Origin of the sequence: Streptomyces sp. SAT1 (assembly GCF_001654495.1) — a bacterium.
In the GTDB taxonomy this organism is placed as follows: Bacteria; Actinomycetota; Actinomycetes; order Streptomycetales; family Streptomycetaceae; genus Streptomyces; species Streptomyces andamanensis.
The window spans coordinates 5,502,449-5,524,127 of record NZ_CP015849.1 but is presented as its reverse complement, the minus strand read 5'-3'; the positions used below and the strand labels follow the sequence as shown (position 1 = coordinate 5,524,127).

The window sequence follows — 21,679 nt, the reverse complement described above, 5'->3', positions numbered from 1 at the left end:
CGTCAACCCACGTCAACCCTGGCCGAACCTCGCCGAACCGCGCCTGGGCCGCCGGGAGTGGGGCGACACCCGACACCGCCATCCCCCTGCCCCTGCCCCTGCCCCTGCCCCTGCCCCTGCCCCGTGAACGCCTCTCCCGCTGCTTCCTCTCCCGTGGCTCTTGGCGAGAGGTGGAAGCGCATCGCGTGACCCGGGAACCGGGCGGCGAGGTCCAGGTCCCCGCCACCGGATCAGCCCGCCGTCGCGAGGACCAGCGGCAGGACCGGGCCGCTGCCCGCCCGGCGCAGCAGGCGGGCGGCGACCGCCAGGGTCCAGCCGGAGTCGGTGCTGTCGTCCACGAGCAGGACGGGGCCGGGAGAGCGGGTCAGGGCGTCCGCCAGCTGCTCGGAGATGGTGAACGCCTGGGACAGCGCCTTGAGGCGCTGCGCGGAGTTGCTGCGGCGCACCGCGCGGCCGTCGTCCGGTCCGGTGTACGTCAGGGTGCCGAGGAAGGGCAGGCGGCCCACGGTCGCGATGCCCTCGGCGAGGGAGCCGACGAGCCGCGGGCGGGTCGTGGACGGAACCGCGACCACGCCCGCCGGACGGGCCAGGGCGTCCGGCGCGTCCGTCGCCCAGCCGCCCGGGGAGCGCGCCCAGTCCGCGAGGACGGCGACGGCGGCCCGCAGGACGTCGTCGGGGACCGCGCCGTCCGGCGCGTTCTCCGCGAGCAGGGGGCGCAGCCGGTTGCCCCAGCCGATGTCGGACAGCCGTCCCAGGGCGCGCCCGGCCGAGCACTGCTCGCCGGGCGGGATGCGGCCCTTGAGGTCGACGCCCAGCGCGGGCATGCCCGTCGGCCACATCCGGCGCGGCTCGATCTCGGCTCCGGGGCGGTCCAGCTCCTGCGCGGCGGTCGTCAGCGACTGGTCCGAGACGGACACGTCGGCCCACGGTCCCGCGCAGTTGTCGCAGCGGCCGCACGGGGCCGCGCCCTCGTCGTCCAGCTGCCGGCGCAGGAACTCCAGCCGGCACCGCGACGTGGTCACGTAGTCGCGCATGGCCTGCTGCTCGGCCGCCCGCTGCCGTGCCACCCAGGCGTACCGCTCGGCGTCGTAGCTCCACGGTTCGCCGGTGGAGATCCAGCCGCCCTTGACGCGCTTGACCGCGCCGTCCACGTCCAGCACCTTGAGCATGGTCTCCAGTCGGCTGCGCCGCAGGTCCACCACCGCCTCCAGCGCCGGGACGGACAGCGGGCGCCCCGCGTCGGCGAGGGCCGTGAGGGTCTGGCGCACCTGGGCCTCGGGCGGGAAGGCGGTGTCGGCGAAGTACCGCCAGATCGCCTCGTCCTCCTTGCCCGGCAGCAGCAGTACGTCGGCGTGTGCCACACCGCGCCCCGCCCGCCCGACCTGCTGGTAGTAGGCGATCGGGGAGGACGGCGAACCGAGATGGAGCACGAAGCCCAGGTCCGGCTTGTCGAAGCCCATGCCGAGCGCGGAGGTGGCCACCAGCGCCTTGACCCGGTTGGCGAGCAGGTCCTCCTCGGCCTGGAGGCGGTCGGCGTTCTCCGTACGACCGGTGTAGGAGGCGACCGTGAAGCCGCGCTGGCGCAGATGGGCGGCGGCCTCCTCGGCCGCGGCGACCGTGAGGGTGTAGATGATCCCGGATCCCGGCAGCTCCTCCAGGTGCTCCGCCAGCCAGGCGAGGCGGTGCGCGGCGTCCGGCAGCCGGACCACGCCCAGCCGCAGGCTCTCCCTCTCCAGGGAGCCGCGCAGCACCAGGGCCTCGCTCGCGCCGGTGCCCAGTTGCTCGGCCACGTCCGCGGTGACGCGCGCGTTGGCCGTCGCGGTGGTGGCCAGGACCGGCACGTCGGGGGCGAGCCCGGCGAGCACCGACCGCAGCCGCCGGTAGTCGGGGCGGAAGTCGTGTCCCCAGTCGGAGATGCAGTGCGCCTCGTCGACCACCAGCAGGCCGGTCGTGGCCGCCAGCTTGGGCAGCACCTGCTCGCGGAAGTCCACCGAGTTCAGCCGCTCCGGACTGACCAGGAGGACGTCGGTCTCGCCGCGCTCGACCTCCCCGTAGATCGTGTCCCACTCCTCCGGGTTGGCGGAGTTGATCGTGCGCGCCCGGATGCCGGCCCGCGACGCGGACTCGACCTGGTTGCGCATCAGCGCCAGCAGCGGCGAGACGATCACCGTCGGACCGGCGCCGCGTCTGCGCAGCAGAGCGGTGGCCACGAAGTACACCGCCGACTTGCCCCAGCCGGTGCGCTGCACCACGAGGGCACGGCGCCGATCCTCCACCAGGGCCGCCACAGCCTGCCACTGGTCTTCCCGCAGCCGCGCCGAACCGCCCGGGTCGCCGACCAGCTCGGCGAGGACGGCATCGGCTTCGGCGCGCAGGTCCAGTTGTTCCATGCCCCCATGCAACCCGATGCCACTGACAACCGGCCACCTCACCCACCGGGACCGGCCGGACCCGCACGGTGGCCGCGCCGTCGCCCGGCCGCCGCGAAGGGCGTGGCGGGGGTGTGGCGCGGGCGTGTCGGGAGGCGTGGCGGAGCGGTGCCCGCGCGGGGACGTGTCGGGCAGATTACGGGAAGACGACGGTAGGGTGTCCGACCGGCCGCCCCGGGGGTCATGCGGTGGACCGCTGGGTAGGGATATAAGGCGCGGGTCAGCTGATAAAGGTCGGCGGCCTCAATTGCTCGTTGCCGCATTCCGGTTCGACAGGAAGAATTGAAGTCCGCTCCCCGCTCGGCTCGGCCGTGACCCGGCAGTGCTCTGCTGCGGTGTGCGCTCTCCTGCATCCGCCCCCGCCCGCAGTCATGGGCGCGTAGCCGAAGGGAGGAACGTGACCTTCGGATTCGCTCCGTCCTCGGCGGCCTCGCTGTCGACGTCCCCCGCCTCCGCCCATCGCGTGCTCGAACCCTCGGAATGGGCCGCCGCGGGAATCCCCCTGCTGCGCAACCCCCGTGAGGTCGTCAGCGGACTCCACGCCCGGCACCGCCCCGGTCCGGCCACCGCCGTGGTCGCCGTGCTCGATCCCGACGAGCGGCTGCGCGCCAGCGCCTCGTTCGTGCGCCGTGCCGCGCCCGCCGACGGCTGGATGCTCCGCAACGCCCTGCTCGCCCAGCTCCGCCGAGTGATACCGCACGACCTGCGACGCCGCACCCCGGTGCGCACCGCCGTGCTGCTCTACTGCCGTGAGGGCGACGCGCGGTGGACGGAGGAGGACGGCGCCTGGATGTGGGGGCTGCGTGACGCGTGCACCCTGCACGGGCTGCGCTGTGGCGCGTACATCACGCTGACCCGGGACGGCTGGCAGGTCCTCGGCGAGGGGCGCGGTGGCCGCAGACCGAGCGCCCTCTCGGCGCCCGAGGCTCTCGGTACGACGGAGAGCCGGCCACCGTCGCCGCGCACCGGGGGCCCGGCCTCCGAGGTGCTGAGCCGCGCGGCGGCCCGCTGACGCCCGCAGCGGCTCCCGGCCGCCGCCCTTGAGCGGACCGGGCCGCCTGGGATCCGTCCCGCCCGCACGTCCGCTCGGCTCGCGCACGCCCCCACACGCACTCGCGCACCCCGCACCCCCCACACGCCACTCACGCACCCCGCACGCCCCCAGACACCTGTCCCCCCGGACGCCCACGCGGCGTCCGGGTACGCCGAAACAGCCGTCGTGCGATGTTCCGCAACGACGGCTGTCGCCCTGCGCTCCCCCGTGATCAGGACGCCCTGGCCGACGCGTGCGCCGGGGACAGGACGTCTCAGACGCCGGCGCCCAGCACCGAGTTGATCTGCTGCGGGTCGCCGCAGACGATCAGCAGGGCACCGGCCCGTGCGTGGGCCAGCGGCAGTGCGGTGGCGACGGCGTCACCGGTGCCGCCGTTGACGGCGACCACGACGACGGCACGGGACGCGGCGCGGGAGGTTCCGGCGGCGTCCGTGTAGAAGACGTCGTCACCCGCGTCGTGCTGCGCCCAGTAGGACGTCTCACCGAAGGACAGCTCGTGGGTGGCCCACGGGTGCGGGTCACCGGTGGTGATCACCAGCACCTCCCCGGGGGCGCGACCCGACTCCAGGAGCAGGTCGACCGCTTCCTCGGCGGCGTCGAGCGCTCCCTCGGCCGAGGCGGGGATCAGCTGGATCTGCGGAGCCGCCGGGGCGGCGGGAACAGCCGGCCCCGAAGGGGCGGGCTTGGCGGCGGCCGTGTCCCGCGGCGTCCGCTGCGCCGGCGGAGCGGGCCGCACGGGGCCGGGACGACCGGGACGCGGCGGAGCCGCGGGACGGGGGCCGGGTACGGGACGGGGGGTCGGCGCGGTGCGGCCGGTGGCCGGAGTGGCGCGGGGACCCTGGGCACTCTCGTGAATCTGAGGCTCCTCGGGAATGAGAGGCATGAGCTGATATCTATCAAACGTCGGTGCGGCCCGCGGCGGCGGGTGGCACTTCCGGGCGGGCGGTCCCGTCAGAAGTCGAAGCCGAGCTGGCCCTCGATCTCCGGAACGCTTCCGTCCGCCCAGATCCGGGCCTTCTTGAGGTGCTGCCACCGCGGCAGCGCATCAAGATACGCCCACGACAGCCGGTGGTACGGGGTGGGCCCCCGCTCCTCCAGCGCGGCCTTGTGCACAGGCGACGGATACCCGGCGTTGGCCGCAAATCCGAAGTCTGCATGGTCGGCACCCAGTTCGGCCATCATTTTGTCGCGACGCACCTTGGCGATCACCGAGGCCGCCGCGACGGCCACACAGGACCGGTCGCCCTTGATGATCGTACGGACCCGCCAGGGCGCGCCGAGGTAGTCGTGCTTGCCGTCGAGGATGACCGCGTCGGGACGGACCGGCAGGTCCTGGAGCGCGCGGCCGGCGGCGAGCCGCAGTGCCGCCGTCATCCCCAGCTCGTCGATCTCCTCGGGCGAGGCGTGCCCGAGGGCATAGGCCGTCACCCACTTCTCCAGCACCACGGCGAGTTCGGTCCGCCGCTTGACGGTGAGGAGCTTGGAGTCGGTGAGACCGGCGGGAGGCCGGCGCAGTCCGGTGACCGCGGCGCAGACGGTGACGGGCCCGGCCCACGCGCCGCGCCCCACCTCGTCGACACCTGCGATGACCTTCGCTCCGGTCGTGGCGCGAAGGGAGCGCTCGACGGTGTGAGTGGGTGGTTCGTACGGCATGGCGCCCTTAGCGTACGCCGCCCGGAACCCGGTGCGACACCCCGGTTTCCCTCGGCATCCGCACCGCCGCCGCCGATGCCCCGCCGGGTCCCCGCGCAGCGGACCGGCGGGGCCGTCGCCGGGGCGTCCGGGGGCGCGCGATCAAGGCCACCGTCTTCACACACGCGTACAGCTGCGCAACCGGCGTACGCCTGCGCTCCCCGCAGAATCAATGCGCCGTCAGGCGAGGGCGTCACCGGGAGCGGGGCCGGGGGCACCACCGGGCCGGAACGCCGCCGGGGTACGGCGGGCGTCGGCCCCGTAGCCTGCCGTCCCGCACCGCGGCGCCTCCGGCGCCGACCCGCACTCCCGCCGCCCTGGATCGCATTCGTGAATCGCGGCGCGAAGGGAGGCGCGGTGGTCCGGCGGACCCGCTCAGGCGGGTACCGACAGCCAGCCCGGCAGCGCCTCCGTGCCGTGGATCCACTCGGCGGGCGGGCGGCCGGACTCCGCCCCGGCGAGGATCCCGCCGACGATGGCACACGTGGTGTCCACGTCACCGCCGGCCTGGGCGGTCCGCCAGAACGCCTCCTCGAAGTCGCCGAGGTACCGCGCGGCCGACCAGAGCGCGAAGGGCACCGTGTCGTGCGCCGTCGTACGCCGTCCGCAGCCGAGGACGGCGGCGACCGTGTTCGCGTCGCCGTAGTCGAGCATGTCGCGGGCGCGGCGCAGTCCCGCGCCGACGGCGCTGCGCGCGGGCACCAGGGCGATCACACCGTCCAGCAGCGCCTCGGGCCGCGGCGGTCCGCCGGGCGCCGCGGCCAGGGCCGCCGCGGCGGCGACCGCCATGGCGCCCACGACGGCCTCGCGGTGCTGATGCGTCGGGTAGGCCGAGATCTCGGCCTGATGGGTGGCCTGCTCGGGGTCGTCGGCGTACCAGGCGCCCAGGGGGGCGATGCGCATCGCGGCGCCGTTGCCCCAGGACCCCTGGCCGTTGAAGAGGGACGAGGCCAGTTCGCGCCAGTCGCCGCCCTCGCGGACGAGGCGCAGCAGCCGGTTGACGGCGGGGCCGTAGCCGCGGTCGAAGTCGTGGTGCCGGGCGAAGGACTCGGCCAGGGCGTCCTGGTCGACGCGGTGGTGCGCGGCGAGCACGGCCACCACGGAACAGGCCATCTCCGTGTCGTCGGTCCACTGCCAGGGGCCCGGGGGCAGCTCCCTGCGGTGCAGGAGCGGATAGACGGCCGGTACGAAGAACTGCGAGCCGAGCGCGTCACCGACCGAGAGTCCGCGCAGACTGGCGAGGGCGCGCTCCAGGCGCCCGGAGGAAGAGGAGTCAGAGGTCATCGTCCGGCCACTCTATCCGGAGATCCCGTACGGTCTATCCGGATATGCCGTACGGTTCCGGGTCCCGCCACCGGTCGAAGGGCCGGTCCATGGTGTAGCGGCCGTCGTCCCCGAGGACGAGCATCCGCGTCTCGCCGTTGCCGGGGTTGGACAGGGCCTCGAACTCGGCCACGGTCCAGTGGAACCACCGCATGCAGAACAGCCGCATGGCCAGGCCGTGGGTCACCAGGAGGACGTTGGGCGGGTGGTCGGGGGCCTCGAAGCTGCGGAAGAGGCTCTCCAGGAAGCCGCCGACCCGGTCGTAGACGTCGGCTCCGGACTCGCCCTGGGCGAAACGGTAGAAGAAGTGGCCGTAGGCGTCCCGGTAGGACTTCTGGAGGCGTACGTCGTCGCGGTCCTGCCAGTTCCCCCAGTCCTGCTCGCGCAGTCGCGGCTCCTCGCGGACCCGGATGAGGCCGGGGTCGAGGTGGAAGGCGCGGAGGGTCTCGTGGGTGCGCCGGTAGGGGGAGACGTACACGCTGACGCGTTCGCGCCCGAACAGGTCGCGCAGTTCCTTGCCGGTCTCCTCCGCCTCCCGGACGCCCCGCTCGGTCAGCGCGAGCGCGTGGTCGGGCTCGCGCTCGTAGACGGAGTCATCGACATTGCCCGTCGACTCGCCGTGCCGGACAAGAACGATGCGCCGTGGTCGTGCCATGCCAAAACACTAGAGCGGAGGAGGGCCGACCGGAGAATCGAGCGGCCCTCGTACGGCGGAGGTCACACCGTCCAGGCGGGTTCCAGCTCCACGATGTCACCGGTCATGGCGGCCACGTCGGCCTCCGTCTGGGCGCGCAGGGCGAGGCGCTCCACCCGTTCGGTGCGGTACTTCCCGTGCTCGGCGGCCGACTGCCACATGGACAGCACCAGGAACTCGCTGCCCGGCGCCTCGCCGAACAGACCGCGGGTCATGCCGGGCGAACCGGCCATCGCCGGGTTCCAGACCTTTTCCTGCATCAGGGTGAAATGCTCGGCGCGCTCCTCGTGGACCCGGCAGAGCGCCACCCGCACCAGGTCGGCGTCGGTGAAACGCGGCTCGAAGCCCGTCTTCACATCGAACCGGTGATCGAAGAGCCGGACCTGCATGTCCTTGAAGGTCCCGGCCTGGGCGGCGGCGAGCCGGTCGTGGGACCGGGCCATGAAGGAGTCGTAGAAGGCGCGGCTCTCCCAGAAGGCGAAGACGTGCGCCACCCCCTGCCGTCCCCGGCTCCAGCCACCCCCCTGCCCCCGAAACCCCGGCTCACCCAGAAGCCCCGCCCATTTCCGCTGCCCGCGCTCGAACCCACGGCGGTCGACCACGGTGCAGCGAATCCACTTGACCAGCACCGCGCCATGGTACGGCCCTGGGGCGTGGCACCGGTCACTCTCGCGCGGACAGCGCCCGCGCGTGCGCCCCCGACTCCGTGGCACGATGGACAACGAGCGTGCGCGGTCCGGTGGTTGGGACAGTCAGGGCGCACGCCGACGGGGAAGAGGAGGTCCGGTGAGCGGGCTCAGCAAGGGGATCCGCAAGGTCGAGGTCGCGCTGAAGTGGGATCCGAGTCCCACGGGGCAGCCGCCCACCGACCTGGACATAGTGGCGGGCACCTACGTGGCGGGCGATCCGTACGGCGCTCCGGACTATCTGGTGCATTTCGACAGCCGTTCGCCCGACGGCACGATCACTCTCAACCGGGACAGCACGGACGGCAAGGGCTTCGGCTGGGACGAGGTGATGACCCTGGAGCTGGACCGGCTCTCCGAGCGCTACGCGCGCGTGGTGGTCGGCGTGGTCATTCAGCAGACGGGCGCGCACCGGCCCTTCGCCGACGTGCTCGACCCGGGGCTGCGCATCCGCGAGGGCTACACCGTGCTCGCCGAGGACGACTTCGGCGGCGTACTGGGCGCGACCGCGGCCGTCGTCGCGGAGTTCGCCCGCGACGGCTCCGGAAGCTGGCAGTTCCGCCCCGGCATCCGCGGCTACGAGGGCGACCCGGCGCAGTTCACCGCCGTGATGGGCGCGGACCGGCCGTAGGCGGCACGGGCCGTACCGCCAGCGGGCGGTACGGGCACTTGGGTCACATGGGTAAGGGGCGTCGGCCATGGCCGACGCCCCTTACATGTCACCTCACGGTGCGGTTGTCAGCTCAGCTGCAGCCGCTCGTCGAGCCGCAGCCCTCGCAGATGTAGCAGGAGCCGGCCCGCTGCATCTTGGTGCCGCAGGAGAAGCAGAGCGGGGCGTCTGCCTGGATGCCCAGCTGCATCTCGACCAGTTCGGCGCTGGTGTGCGCCTGCTGCGGGGCGGGCAGGGCCGCCTCGGCCGCCGCCTTCGGCATGGCGACGGCCTTCAGGTCGGTCTGGCGCGGCGCCGACTGGGCCAGGCCCTCGACGTCGACGTCCTCGTCGATCGGCTCGTAGGAACCGGTCTCCAGGTGACGCTGACGCTCCTCGGCGGAGTGGATGCCGAGCGCCGAGCGCGTCTCGAACGGCAGGAAGTCCAGCGCCAGGCGGCGGAAGATGTAGTCGACGATCGACTGCGCCATCCGCACGTCCGGGTCGTCGGTCATACCGGCCGGCTCGAAGCGCATGTTGGTGAACTTCGAGACGTAGGTCTCCAGCGGCACGCCGTACTGGAGGCCGACGGAGACCGCGATGGAGAAGGCGTCCATCATGCCCGCCAGGGTCGAGCCCTGCTTGGACATCTTGAGGAAGACCTCGCCGAGACCGTCGTCCGGGTAGGAGTTGGCGGTCATGTAGCCCTCGGCGCCGCCGACGGTGAAGGAGGTGGTGATGCCGGGACGGCCCTTGGGGAGGCGCTTGCGGACCGGGCGGTACTCCACGACCTTCTCGACCTTGGGCTGCGCTTCCACGGCGGCCTCGGTCTTCTTGCCGGAGTCCTTGGTCTTGGCGGAGAGCGGCTGGCCGACCTTGCAGTTGTCGCGGTAGATCGCGAGCGCCTTGACGCCCAGCTTCCACGCCTCGTAGTAGATCTCCTCGACCTCCTCGACGGTCGCCGACTCCGGCATGTTGACCGTCTTGGAGATGGCGCCGGAGATCCACGGCTGGATCGCGGCCATCATGCGGACGTGGCCCATCGGGGAGATGGCGCGCTCGCCCATGGCGCAGTCGAACACCTCGTAGTGCTCCTGCTTGAGGCCGGGGGCGTCGATCACATTGCCGTTCTCGGCGATGTGGGCGACGACCGCCTCGATCTGCTCCTCCTGGTAGCCCAGGCGGCGCAGGGCCTGCGGGACGGTGCCGTTGACGATCTGCATCGAGCCGCCGCCGACCAGCTTCTTGAACTTGACCAGGGCGAGGTCGGGCTCGACACCGGTGGTGTCGCAGGACATGGCCAGGCCGATGGTGCCGGTCGGGGCGAGCACCGACGCCTGGGAGTTGCGGAAGCCGTGCTTCTCGCCGAGGCGCAGCACGTCCTGCCATGCCTCCGTGGCGGCGGCCCACACCGGGGTGTCCAGGTCGTCCATGCGCACGGCGGTGCCGTTGGCGTCGGCGTGCTGCTTCATGACGCGCTGGTGCGGCTGCGCGTTGCGGGCGTAGCCGTCGTACGGGCCGACGACCGCGGCCAGCTCGGCGGAGCGCTTGTAGGCGGTGCCGGTCATCAGGGAGGTGATGGCACCGGCGAGCGCGCGGCCGCCGTCGGAGTCGTAGGCGTGGCCGGTCGCCATCAGCAGGGCGCCGAGGTTGGCGTAGCCGATGCCGAGCTGGCGGAAGGCGCGGGTGTTCTCGCCGATCTTCTGGGTCGGGAAGTCCGCGAAGCAGATCGAGATGTCCATCGCGGTGATGACCAGCTCGACGACCTTGGCGAAGCGCTCGGACTGGAAGGACTGGTTGCCCTTGCCGTCGTCCTTGAGGAACTTCATCAGGTTCAGCGAGGCGAGGTTGCAGGACGTGTTGTCCAGGTGCATGTACTCGCTGCACGGGTTCGAGCCGTTGATCCGGCCGGACTCCGGGCAGGTGTGCCAGTGGTTGATCGTGTCGTCGTACTGGATGCCCGGGTCGGCGCAGGCCCAGGCGGCCTGGGCCATCTTGCGGAACAGCGACTTGGCCTCGACCTCCTCGATGACCTCGCCGGTCATCCGGGCGCGCAGACCGAACTTCCCGCCCTGCTCGACCGCCTTCATGAACTCGTCGTTCACACGGACCGAGTTGTTGGCGTTCTGGTACTGGACGGACGTGATGTCGTCGCCGCCCAGGTCCATGTCGAAGCCCGCGTCGCGCAGGGCGCGGATCTTCTCCTCCTCCTTCACCTTGGTCTCGATGAAGTCCTCCACGTCGGGGTGGTCGACGTCGAGGATGACCATCTTGGCGGCGCGGCGGGTGGCGCCACCGGACTTGATGGTGCCGGCGGAGGCGTCGGCGCCGCGCATGAAGGAGACCGGTCCAGAGGCGTTGCCGCCGGAGGAGAGCAGTTCCTTGGAGGAGCGGATGCGGGAGAGGTTCAGGCCGGCCCCGGAGCCGCCCTTGAAGATCATGCCCTCTTCCTTGTACCAGTCGAGGATCGACTCCATGGAGTCGTCGACGGACAGGATGAAGCAGGCGGAGACCTGCTGGGGCTGCGGGGTGCCCACGTTGAACCAGACGGGGCTGTTGAAGCTGAAGACCTGGTGCAGGAGGGCGTACGCCAGCTCGTGCTCGAAGATCTCGGCGTCGGCGGGCGAGGCGAAGTACTTGTGGTCCTCACCGGCCTTCCGGTACGTCTTCACGATGCGGTCGATCAGCTGCCTGAGGCTGGTCTCGCGCTGCGGGGTGCCCACGGCACCCCGGAAGTACTTGCTGGTGACGATGTTGACCGCGTTCACCGACCAGAAGTCGGGGAACTCGACGCCACGCTGCTCGAAGTTGACCGAGCCGTCGCGCCAGTTGGTCATGACGACGTCACGGCGCTCCCAGCTCACCTCGTCGTACGGGTGCACGCCGGGGGTGGTGTGGATGCGCTCGATGTGCAGTCCCTTGTTCCCCGCCTTGCCGCCCTTGGCGCGGGAACCTCGTGCCGGACCGCTCGCCGTCTCTGTCATGCCGCCTCCCTGATACGGGCGAAAACGCCCAGAAGTGCCCCGAATGTTCCGAGACACGGTGTTCTGTCTGGTGCTGCGGGCACGTCTGTCGCCGCCGCCCGCAGCCGTCTTCCTCGCCGCCGCCCGGCCGGGTCCGGACACGCGGTCCGGACCGGGCCCGCCGATCAGTCGGCGGCGCGCGCGGGCAGGGGGACCTCAGCCGTCCCGCCGCGCCCGCGATCGTCTTCCTGGCCCCCCGTGACGGCGCTGTCGCCGTCCTCCGCGCCGGGGGGTCGCGCGTCTTCCCTCAGTTCCGCGATGGCCGACTCGAAGTCGTCCAGCGAGTCGAACGCCCGGTACACGGACGCGAACCGCAGGTAGGCGACGAGATCGAGGTCCCGCAAGGGGCCGAGTATGGCGAGCCCCACCTCGTGGGCGGCCACCTCGGCGCTCCCGCTGGCCCGGATCGCCTCCTCCACCCGCTGGCCGAGCTGGGCCAGCGCGTCCTCGGTGACCGGGCGGCCCTGGCACGCCTTGCGCACGCCGTTGATCACCTTGGTGCGGCTGAAGGGTTCGGTGACCCCCGACCGCTTGACCACCATGAGCGAGCACGTCTCGACGGTCGTGAACCGGCGAGAGCAGTCGGGGCACTGGCGGCGCCTGCGGATCGACGTGCCGTCGTCCGTCGTACGGCTGTCGACCACACGGCTGTCGGGGTGCCTGCAGAAGGGGCAGTGCATGGGCTCCAACCCTCCTCACAGCAGACTCGATGGCCTCGCCGGGCCTCATGGGCCCCGCCGAAGCAGCCCCCAGCATAGGCGATGACGAGAGGGTCCAAGACCCGGGGCACCACAACTTCTGGGCTGCTGTAGCTATCCAACCACTAGATGTAGGGATCGGCCCGTACGGGCTGCGAAATCCGCGCGTGTCGCACGGCCGCCACGGGGGCGCCGCCGGGGCACGGTCACGCACCGTACGTCCGCACACGCGGAACGGGACACTCCGGCGCCCGCCCGTACCCGCGCGCGCGGGTACGGAGATACCGTGAACGCCGCACGGAGGACGCGTGGGACTCCCGGGCGGAAGAGGGCTCGGCACCCTGTCCGCGGGCCCCCGGTGGCAGACTGGGGCCGCGACCGCACCGGGTCGCGCCCCGGCGGTGAAGAGTACAGCAATAGGCCCTTTTGTCCGCCGGACACCGCGCCACCCATACACCGACACACATGATCAAGTCACGCCATCCTCGTTTTTTCACTCGAACGTGTGTTTGGCGCAACCTTTCGAAAGCAACTACCGTTGTGCCGGAGGGAGACCATCGAGAGGGGCCGACGTGACCACCACCGCAGACAGTGCCACCATCACCGCCCAGGACCGCTCCCAGGGCCGACTCGAGCCGGTGCATGCGATGAACGAAGCCGCGAATCCCGAGGCACACAAGCGCTCTCTGCCCGGCCGACCTCCAGGCATCAGGGCGGACAGTTCGGGACTCACCGAGCGGCAGCGCCGGGTGATCGAAGTCATCAGGGACTCCGTGCAGCGGCGCGGCTACCCGCCGTCCATGCGGGAGATCGGCCAGGCCGTGGGGCTGTCCAGCACCTCCTCGGTGGCGCATCAGCTGATGGCCCTGGAGCGCAAGGGCTTCCTGCGGCGCGACCCGCACCGCCCGCGCGCGTACGAGGTCCGCGGATCCGACCAGGCGGCCACGCTGCAGCCCACGGACACCGTGGGCAAGCCGGCCGCGTCGTACGTCCCGCTCGTCGGGCGGATCGCGGCCGGTGGCCCGATCCTCGCCGAGGAGTCCGTCGAGGACGTCTTCCCGCTGCCCCGGCAGCTGGTCGGCGACGGTGAGCTGTTCGTCCTCAAGGTCGTCGGCGACTCGATGATCGAGGCCGCGATCTGCGACGGCGACTGGGTGACGGTCCGCCGCCAGCAGGTCGCCGAGAACGGCGACATCGTGGCCGCCATGATCGACGGGGAGGCCACCGTCAAGCGCTTCAAGCGCGAGGACGGCCATGTGTGGCTGCTGCCGCACAACGCCGCGTACGAGCCGATCCCCGGTGACGACGCGACCATCCTCGGCAAGGTGGTCGCGGTGCTGCGGCGCGTCTGAGACCGCCGCCGGGCGGGCTCACCCCCCGCCCCCTGACCGGGCCCCGGAACCTCTGCGCCGGTTCCGGGGCCCCGTGCTGCCCTGCCACGGGCACGGGACGCGGCGCCGCCCGCACGGACGAGCGGCTGGGCATGCTCACATGAGCCGTCCGTACAGGCACCACCCGCCCGCGCAGGCACCACCCGCCCGCGCGCCGCTCACGCGTGGAACGCGTGGAACGGCACCGGCCGGAGGCCCGGCCGGGCCTCCGGCCCCGGATCACTCGTCCGCGGCCCGCTCCGTCTCCGCGGCCTTCGCCGCCACGTCGATGGCCGTGAGCGACTTGCGCACCTGGTTGCGGTCGGTGGTGTACCAGAAGTCCGGCAGCGACGCCTTCAGATAGCTGCCGTAGCGCGCGGTCGCCAGCCGCGGATCCAGTACGGCGACCACGCCCCGGTCCCCGGAGGCGCGGACCAGACGCCCGGCGCCCTGGGCCATCAGCAGGGCCGCGTGCGTCGCCGCGACCGCCATGAAGCCGTTGCCCCCGGCCTCCTCGACCGCCTTCTGCCGCGCGCTCATCAACGGATCGTCGGGACGCGGGAAGGGGATCTTGTCCATCACGACCAGCTGGCAACTGGCGCCCGGGACGTCGACGCCCTGCCAGAGCGAGAGGGTGCCGAACAGGCACATTTGCGGATCGGCCGAGAAGTTCTTGATCAGCTCGCCCAGGGTCTCCTCGCCCTGGAGCAGGATCGGGAACTCCGGCACGCGCGAGCGCAGCTCCTCGGCGGCGAGCTGGGCGGCCCGCATCGAGGAGAACAGGCCCAGTGTCCGGCCACCCGCCGCCTGGATCAGCTCCGTCAGCTCGTCGAGCATGTCCGTGCGGTCGCCGTCGCGCGCGGGCCGCGCCAGGTGCTTGGCGACGTACAGGATGCCCTGCCTGCGGTAGTCGAAGGGGGAACCGACGTCCACGCCCTTCCACTGCGGCACGTCCTCGCCCTCCGTGCCCTCCGGGGCCAGGCCCAGTGACGCCCCGACGCCGTTGAAGTCGCCGCCCAGCTTCAGCGTCGCCGAGGTGAGCACCACGGAGCGGTCCGTGAAGAGCTTCTCCCGCAGCAGGCCCGACACCGACATGGGGGCCACCCGCAGCGAGGCGCCGAAGCGGTCGTGGCGCTCGTACCAGACGACGTCCCACTCGGAGCCGTTGGTGATCCGCTCGGCCACGTCGTGCACGGATTCCACGGAGGCCAGGGCCTGCTTGCGGACGGCGTCCTCGTCCTGGACCGACTTGTCGCGGGTCGCGCCGATCCCCGAGATGACATTGCGCGCCGCGTCCCGCAGGGCCAGCAGCGCGTAGCCGAGGTCCTCCGGGATCTCCTCCAGGCGGCCGGGCAGGGCCAGCTCCATCAGCCGCTCGAAGCCCTCGGCGGCGGTCTGGAGCTGGTCGGCCGTCTTCTCGTCGACCAGCTTCGCGGCGCGGCGCACCGCGCGGTTGACCTGGCCGGGCGTCAGCTCGCCGGTGGCCACACCGGTCACCCGGGAGACCAGTTCGTGGGCCTCGTCGACGATCAGGACCTCGTGCTGCGGCAGGACCGGCGCGCCCTCGATGGCGTCGATCGCGAGCAGTGCGTGGTTGGTGACGACGACCTCGGCCAGCTTGGCGCGCTCGCGGGCCGTCTCGGCGAAGCACTCCGCCCCGTAGGCGCACTTCGAGGCGCCCAGGCACTCCCGGGAGGAGACCGACACCTGAGCCCAGGCCCGGTCCGACACGCCCGGGGTGAGGTCGTCGCGGTCCCCTGACTCCGTCTCGTCCGACCAGTCGCGCAGCCGCAGCAGGTCCTGTCCCAGCTTGCTGGTGGGCGCCGCCGCCTCGAACTGGTCGAACAGGCCCTCCTCCTCGTCCTGCGGGACGCCCTCGTGCAGCCGGTGCAGGCACAGGTAGTTCGACCGGCCCTTGAGCATCGCGAAGTCCGGGCGGCGGCGCAGCAGCGGGTGCAGCGCGTCCACCGTGCGCGGCAGGTCGCGCTCGACCAGCTGGCGCTGGAGGGCGAGGGTGGCCGTCGCCACCACGACCCGCTCCCCGTGCGCGAGCGCGGGCACGAGGTAGCCGAGGGACTTGCCGGTGCCGGTGCCGGCCTGGACCAGCAGGTGTGAGCCGTCGTCGATCGCGTCGCCGACGGCTTGGGCCATGGTCACCTGGCCGGGGCGCTCCGTACCGCCGACGGCTGCGACGGCGGCATGCAGGAGTTCGGGGAGTGAGGGCTTCGTCATAGCGCGACCACCCTACGGGGCGGCACTGACAACCGGTGCCCCGAAGCCGGACACCGGCGGCGGTCCGCGGTCATCGCGGCCGCTGCGGGAACCGGTCCCGCACCATCAGGGCGGCCCGCTTGCCGGGCAGCTCCACCTCGGCCGCCTGCCGGAATCCCGCGCGCAGGAAGGCCGCCACCGAGGGTGCGTTGCGCAGGTCGGGTTCGGCGACGACGCGGGCGCAGGCCGGGCGCCGCGCGAGGACCAGTGCGGCCACGGCCCGCAGCAGCGCGCCGCCGGTCCCCCGGCCCCGGTCGGCGGCGGCGCCGATGAGGAGGTGGAGGCCCGTGTCGTGCGGGCGTGCGCAGTAGTGGCGGGCCAGCGGGTCGAGATCGGCCCGGTAGATCTCCCAGTAGCTCATCGGCATGCCGTCCAGCAGGCCGATGCAGGGGACGCTGCGTCCGTCGCCGTCCACCTGTGCGCACAGGTGTTCCTCGGTCGCGCTCGGTGGCCCGGCGAGCTGCCAGAACGCGTCGACCGCGGGGTCGTTCATCCAGCGGCTGACGACCGGCAGGTCCCGTTCGATCCGGACGGGCACCAGGCGGAAGGTCCCCACCGGGGTGTCGACGGGGCCCCAGTCGCCCACACCGTCCAGGAGGTCGGCCGGGCCGGTGGCGGCGGGAGCGGTCCCGGCCGGGTCCGCGAAGAGCGCGACGAACTCCTCGGGCAGCCGCAGGTCGAGCGTGTCCTCACCGTCGCCGCCCGCCTCGGCGGGCGCAGCCGCGGCGGGGGCCCGGTCGGGGGCGGGGCTCGGGGCGGTGCCGGTGTCGGCGGACGGCATGGGCGGTCCTCTCGGAGGGATCCGTGGCACTCGGGAGCGGCCGGGGGCCGGAGCGTCACGGCATCAGGGCATCAGGGCATCAGGGCATCAGGGCGTCAGGAGTGGAGGGGGTTGGCGACGGTGACGTAGACGGACTGGGTGTCGACCGGACCGGCCAGTTCGTCCAGGCCGTGCAGCCGGGTCAGCAGGTTGGCCTTGCAGCGCAGCACCGGCGCGTCGAGCAGACGGGCGGGCAGCGTGGAGCGCAGGCGTCCGGGCCCTCCCGCCGCGGTGGCCAGGAAGCGGCGGAAGGCGGCCAGCAGCAGCCGTTCGTCGGCGAGCCGCTGGGAGCCGAGGGCGCCGATGAGGCCGCACACGTTGTTGAGGGCGAGGTAGTACGCGAAGCGCTCGTCGGCGACCTCGTCGGGGACGAAGGTGTCGCTGCGGGTGCCGATCCCGGGCAGCGCCGCGTCGAGTTCCGCGTGCCGGGAGGCCCGGAAGTAGTACCCCTGGTTGTCGCGGTAGCGGCCGCCCGCCGGCCAGCCCTCCGGGTCCAGCAGGACCAGGGTGTTCTGCTGGTGCGCCTCCAGGGCGATGCCCGCCTCGCCGTCCAGCCACAGCACGGGACGGATCACCTGTTCGAGGTAGCGCAGGAACCACTCGGCGGCGACGGCCCCCACCGGCCGGCCGCTGCGGGCGGCGAGCCGCGCGACGATCTCCGCGAGGCGGGAGCGCGTCATCCGGCCGCTGTCCGTCCGGGCACGGCCGCCGTCCGGGTCGCCCGCCGCGCTCGCGGTCGAGTCGTACGCCGTGCTTCCGGCCGGGCCGTACGGTGCGGGTGCGCCGTCTGCCCGGCTGAAGGGCACGCCGTCGGGGCTCGGCCGGGGAGCGACCAGTCCGGCGACGCAGGAGACGTCGTCCGCCGGGGCGAACGGGTTGTGCCGGATCATCACGTCGAGGCCGGGCACGGGGGCGCCGTCCTGGCCGTCGACGGCCAGCCAGGCCGGATCGCGCACGATGTCGAAGCCGGGGTGGGCGGTCCGCCACCGCGCGGCGAGCCCGGCCCGCAGCAGCCGGTGCACCTCCACTCCGCGGTGGAGTTCCTTGCGGAGGTTCTCCCGGCGCGAGTTGGTGATGCGCAGGGCGAGGGACAGTTTGAGCATGGCGGGCGCGCCGCCGCGGTGGACGGTGCGTACGGAGGAGGTCGGGTGCCAGGACGGGCCGTGCGGTCCGAGGTCGCGCAGCAGTCCCGCGTCGAGGAGAGCGGCCGTGCCGGGGCGGTGCCGCACCTCGCGCGCCTGCCACGGGTGCAGCGGCAGCGCCGCGTACCCCTCGGGCAGGGGCAGTCCCGGGCCCGCGAGCCGGGCCGTGACCCGGTCGGCCGTAACGCGGCGGCCGCCCTCGGTCCACGCGGAGTCGGTGGCGAGCACGGCGGGGGCGACGGCCATCCAGTGCAGCGGGAAGGCGCCGCGGGACTCGGGCGAGTACGGCCGTGCCTCGGCCTCCGACAGGCCCTCGCGGCTCTTGGGCGCCGGGTGCAGCGGATGTCCGAGCAGGAGGGCCTGCTCGGCGGAGAGGAAGAGGTCGGGGCGGTCGGCCGGGTCCGCGCGGCGGTCGGCGAGGAAGAGCGCGGTGCGCCGGACGGAGTCGGCGACGCGCGCCACCAGGTCGACCGCGTCGGCACCGGCCATGGCGTCCGCCGGGCCGGAGCCGCCGCGGGGTTCGGTTCCGCCGCGGGGCCCGGAGCCGCTGGTGCCGTCGCTGTCGGCGGCCGGGACCGCGGCTTCGCGGGCGAGCAGCGCGGCGACCGTGACGGCGTCCGCCGGTGGGGCGGTCGCCGGGGCACCGGCCAGGCGCGGCGGGCCGAAGCGGTGCCAGCCCGTCGGCGACCAGTGGCGGACCGGTACCAGGAGGACCGTTCCGCTGCTCGGCAGGGGGACGCGGAGGGTGCCGCCGGGGTCCTGGACGCCGGTCTCGCGGACCCAGCAGCGCAGCAGGTTCTCGACGCCGGCGATCTGGGCGGCCGTGTGCGGGTCGGGGTGGTCGAGCGGGTCGGCCGGGGACGGACGCGGGTCCGGTGACCGGTGGGCGGGCAGAGCGCCCGTCTGGTGGGGGACGGTGGGGGTGGCGTGCACGGCGGTTCCTCGGTGTGGGGGTGAGGCGGTGGCGTCTGCGTCGTCCATGGCGTCCGGTACGTCGACGGCATCCGGTACATCGACGACGTCCGGTACGTCGGCGGAGGCGCCCGGGGGCTGCGGCGTCGTCCCGGGTGGTCGCCCGCCCTGCCGCCGACCGGGCACGGCGGCGGGCTCCGGCCCGGTCATTGCGCGCCCCCCGCTCCTCGCACCGGCCCGGCGGTGCGGTGCCCCTGTCCGGGCGGCCCGAACCGCTCGCCCACGCGCGCGGGGCGCTCACCGGCCACCGCCTCGACCGCGGCGGCCAGCCGGTCGAGCACCGCGGCGGACTGCTCGTCGGTGAGGGTCAGCGGCGGAAGCAGCCGGACGACGCTGCCGTGGCGGCCGCCGAGTTCGACGATGAGGCCCCGCCGCAGGCATTCCCGCTGCACGGCGGCGGCCAGGGCGGGAGCGGCGGGGGGCGGGCGCCGCCCGGGAGCGGTGAGCGGCGCGGCCCCCGTCTCCGCCGCGGACCCCGTCTCCGTCCTGTCCCCGGCCGCCGTCTCGCGCTCCGTCTCCGCCCCGGCCGTCGGATCGACCAGTTCCAGGCCGAGCATCAGCCCGCGCCCCCGCACGTCGCCCACGCAGGCGTACCGCTCGCGCAGTTCGCCCAGCCGGCGCAGCATGCGGGCGCCGAGGTCGGCGGCGTGTTCGGCGAGCCGGTTCTCACGGACGTACGCCAGGGTGGCGGTCCCGGCGGCCATGGCGAGCTGGTTGCCGCGGAAGGTACCCGCGTGGGCGCCGGGTGCCCAGACGTCGAGGTCGTCCCGGTACACGACGACGGCCAGCGGCAGGCTGCCGCCGATGGCCTTCGACAGCACCATCACGTCCGGTGTGATGCCGCTGTGGTCCACCGCCCAGAAGGCGCCGGTGCGGCCGACGCCGGTCTGGACCTCGTCCGCGATCAGAGGCACGGACCTGTCCTCGGTGAGCCGCCGGACGCGGCGCGTCCACTCGTCCGGCGCGGGGAGCACCCCGCCCTCGCCCTGGACGGGTTCGAAAATCATCCCGGCGGGCAGCGGCACCCCGGACTTGGGGTCGTCCAGCAGGGACTCCGTCCAGCGGGCGGCGAGTTCGGCCCCGAGCGGGCCGCCGACGCCGAAGGGGCAGCGGTAGTCCTGCGGGTAGGGCAGCCGGGTGACGCGTACGTCCCGGGCGTGCCCGGAGGCGGCGAGCGCCGCGTCGGTCATCCCGTGGTAGGCCCCGGTGAACGCCATGATGCCGGTGCGTCCGGTGGCGGCCCGGACGAGCTTGAAGGCGGCCTCGACCGCGTCCGTCCCGGCCGGACCGCAGAACTGCACGCGCGCGCGTGCGGCCAGTCCGGCGGGCAGGGTGCGGAACAGCTCGGTGACGAACGCGTCCTTGACGGGCGTGGCCAGATCGAGGGCGTGCAGCGGCGCGCCCGAGTCGAGGACCTTGCGGACGGCTTCCAGGACGACGGGGTGGTTGTGGCCGAGGGCAAGGGTGCCCGCGCCGGAGAGGCAGTCCAAGTAGCGGCGGCCGTCCGCGCCCTCGATGGTGAGGCCGCGCGCCCGGACCGGCACGATCGGCAGGGCGCGCGCGTAGGTGCGGGCCGCCGACTCGCGCGCGCACTGGCGCCGCAGGATCCCCTCGTGAAGGGCGTACGCGCCGTCCCCCGCACACCCCTCCTGCTCCCGCGCGCGTCCCTCGCGCTCCTCGCGCTCCCCCTGCTCCGCGGAGGTCCCGGATCCCCCGTGCGTCCCGTACCCCCCGTCCGCGGCCACCGTCACGGCTCCCTGCCCTCCCGCTGTCCCGAGGCGGCGGCCTCCTCCGACGGGAGGGGCCGCGTTCCGGGTCCCCCTGCGGCACGGCGTCGCTCGCCCGTGCACTCCCCGGCCGGGCGCGCATGGGCCTGGCCGGGGGCAGCGGGAACCCCACCGGTACAACCGCCCGTGATCCGTACGGTTACGGGCCGCCAGGAGGGAGTTTCCGGCGGCCCGGCGCCGACCGCCGGGGAACAGCCGACAACCCGTCGGGGAACTGCCAGGGCCCCCCGGGGAGCAGCCAGGGCCTCGCCGGAGAACAGCCGAGACCCAGCGGAGAACAGCCATGGCCCCGCCAGGGCGCAACCGCGCCCCGTCAACCCTCAGCCCAACTCCTCCCCCGACGCCACGACGACCCCGTACAGATCCCCGACCGTCGCCAGCGCGGCGGCGTGGATCTGGCCGGCGTCCAGCAGCGTGCCCCCGGACGGGAGCGGACGCGTCGCGCACGCGTCGGCGACGACCGTGGGCCGGTTGCCGCGCAGGAAGGCGCCCTCGGCGGTGAACTGCACGCACATGTGCGTCATGAAGCCGATGAGGACGACGTCCTGGTGCCCCGCCGCGTCGACCAGGTCGCCCAGTTCGGTGCCGACGAACGCGTTCGGGGCCTGCTTCACCACGACGGCCTCGCCCTCGGCCGGGGCCACGCGCGGGTGGATGGCGCCGATCTCCTCCCTGATGTCGTACGCGCTGCCGGGTCCGCCGTCGTGGACGACGTGGATGACCGTGGCCCCGGCCTGCCGGGCCCGCGCCAGCAGGGCGGCGGCGGAGTCGAGCGCGGGCCGCCAGCCCGTCAGCTCCATCACGCCGCCGACGTAGGTGTTCTGGTAGTCGACCAGGATCAGGGTCGCGTCCGCGAGCGAGGCCGGGGTGTCGTCGAGTCCGTTGAGCGCGCGCAGCGTCGTCGTGGTCATGGGTTCCCCTCGGGAAGAGCGCCGGGCCGTGCGCCCGGAGTCGTCGTCAGTGGCCCGCCCGTGCGGTGGCCGGCCCGGATACGAACGTACGATCATGCTCTGCGTGTCGGCAATGTCGCCCAACCCGCAGATCCGGACATCGCCTGCCCCGCCGAACGG

General features: G+C 73.4%; 16 protein-coding genes. 3 read left to right on the top strand and 13 right to left on the bottom strand.

What is annotated here, in order from left to right; genetic code table 11:
* Positions 1–230: 230 nt before the first annotated feature.
* Complete coding sequence (locus tag A8713_RS23875) at positions 231–2,390, bottom strand: RecQ family ATP-dependent DNA helicase (RefSeq protein ID WP_064535630.1); 2,160 nt, start codon at positions 2,388–2,390, stop codon at positions 231–233.
* Between the two features lie 436 nt (positions 2,391–2,826).
* On the opposite strand from A8713_RS23875, the gene A8713_RS23870 reads away from it, so the two are divergent.
* Positions 2,827–3,441, top strand: a complete 615-nt coding sequence (locus tag A8713_RS23870) for a hypothetical protein (protein WP_064535629.1) — start codon at positions 2,827–2,829, stop codon at positions 3,439–3,441.
* Between the two features lie 295 nt (positions 3,442–3,736).
* Here the strand turns inward: A8713_RS23870 and A8713_RS23865 are convergent, their stop codons facing one another.
* The 5 genes from A8713_RS23865 to A8713_RS23845 form a co-directional block, all read right to left on the bottom strand.
* Positions 3,737–4,366 (bottom strand): hypothetical protein, encoded by a 630-nt coding sequence (locus tag A8713_RS23865; protein ID WP_079159096.1) that lies wholly within the window; start codon positions 4,364–4,366, stop codon positions 3,737–3,739.
* Between the two features lie 68 nt (positions 4,367–4,434).
* On the bottom strand, positions 4,435–5,136 hold the full coding sequence (locus A8713_RS23860; protein WP_064535627.1) for a ribonuclease HII: 702 nt from the start codon (positions 5,134–5,136) through the stop codon (positions 4,435–4,437).
* Positions 5,137–5,550: 414 nt separating this feature from the next.
* Complete coding sequence (locus A8713_RS23855; RefSeq protein WP_064535626.1) at positions 5,551–6,459, bottom strand: ADP-ribosylglycohydrolase family protein; 909 nt, start codon at positions 6,457–6,459, stop codon at positions 5,551–5,553.
* 34 nt (positions 6,460–6,493) lie between these two features.
* A complete protein-coding gene (locus tag A8713_RS23850; RefSeq protein ID WP_064535625.1) occupies positions 6,494–7,153 on the bottom strand; it encodes a histidine phosphatase family protein in 660 nt (219 codons plus the stop codon).
* 62 nt (positions 7,154–7,215) lie between these two features.
* Positions 7,216–7,821 carry a YdbC family protein gene (locus tag A8713_RS23845; RefSeq protein ID WP_064535624.1) on the bottom strand — a complete coding sequence of 202 codons (606 nt, stop codon included), beginning with the start codon at positions 7,819–7,821 and terminating at the stop codon, positions 7,216–7,218.
* Between the two features lie 157 nt (positions 7,822–7,978).
* Here A8713_RS23845 and A8713_RS23840 point away from each other — a divergent pair, with 157 nt between their 5' ends.
* A complete protein-coding gene (locus A8713_RS23840) occupies positions 7,979–8,509 on the top strand; it encodes a TerD family protein (protein ID WP_064535623.1) in 531 nt (176 codons plus the stop codon).
* A 112-nt stretch (positions 8,510–8,621) separates the two neighbouring features.
* Here A8713_RS23840 and A8713_RS23835 read toward each other — a convergent pair whose 3' ends face one another.
* Together A8713_RS23835 and nrdR are read right to left on the bottom strand one after the other, a co-directional pair.
* Positions 8,622–11,510, bottom strand: a complete 2,889-nt coding sequence (locus A8713_RS23835) for a vitamin B12-dependent ribonucleotide reductase (RefSeq protein WP_064535622.1) — start codon at positions 11,508–11,510, stop codon at positions 8,622–8,624.
* A 164-nt stretch (positions 11,511–11,674) separates the two neighbouring features.
* Positions 11,675–12,229 (bottom strand): transcriptional regulator NrdR, encoded by a 555-nt coding sequence (gene nrdR, locus A8713_RS23830; RefSeq protein ID WP_064535621.1) that lies wholly within the window; start codon positions 12,227–12,229, stop codon positions 11,675–11,677.
* A gap of 590 nt (positions 12,230–12,819) precedes the next feature.
* On the opposite strand from nrdR, the gene lexA reads away from it, so the two are divergent.
* A complete protein-coding gene (gene lexA, locus A8713_RS23825) occupies positions 12,820–13,599 on the top strand; it encodes a transcriptional repressor LexA (RefSeq protein WP_018564690.1) in 780 nt (259 codons plus the stop codon).
* A gap of 258 nt (positions 13,600–13,857) precedes the next feature.
* Here lexA and A8713_RS23820 read toward each other — a convergent pair whose 3' ends face one another.
* The 5 genes from A8713_RS23820 to A8713_RS23800 all read right to left on the bottom strand — a co-directional run bounded on the left by A8713_RS23820 (position 13,858) and on the right by A8713_RS23800 (position 21,520).
* The gene (locus tag A8713_RS23820; RefSeq protein WP_064535620.1) at positions 13,858–15,849 is read right to left on the bottom strand and encodes an ATP-dependent DNA helicase; all 1,992 of its coding nucleotides are present in this window, start codon (positions 15,847–15,849) and stop codon (positions 13,858–13,860) included.
* Between the two features lie 70 nt (positions 15,850–15,919).
* Positions 15,920–16,669 carry a GNAT family N-acetyltransferase gene (locus A8713_RS23815; RefSeq protein ID WP_064535619.1) on the bottom strand — a complete coding sequence of 250 codons (750 nt, stop codon included), beginning with the start codon at positions 16,667–16,669 and terminating at the stop codon, positions 15,920–15,922.
* Positions 16,670–16,764: 95 nt separating this feature from the next.
* A complete protein-coding gene (locus A8713_RS23810; RefSeq protein ID WP_064535618.1) occupies positions 16,765–18,972 on the bottom strand; it encodes an IucA/IucC family protein in 2,208 nt (735 codons plus the stop codon).
* Entirely contained in the window at positions 18,969–20,426 is a 1,458-nt protein-coding gene (locus tag A8713_RS23805; RefSeq protein ID WP_443069771.1) for a diaminobutyrate--2-oxoglutarate transaminase family protein, read from the bottom strand. The genes A8713_RS23810 and A8713_RS23805 overlap by 4 nt, the downstream gene beginning before the upstream one ends.
* 503 nt (positions 20,427–20,929) lie before the next feature.
* Complete coding sequence (locus A8713_RS23800; RefSeq protein WP_064535617.1) at positions 20,930–21,520, bottom strand: isochorismatase family protein; 591 nt, start codon at positions 21,518–21,520, stop codon at positions 20,930–20,932.
* Between the last annotated feature and the right edge of the window lie 159 nt (positions 21,521–21,679).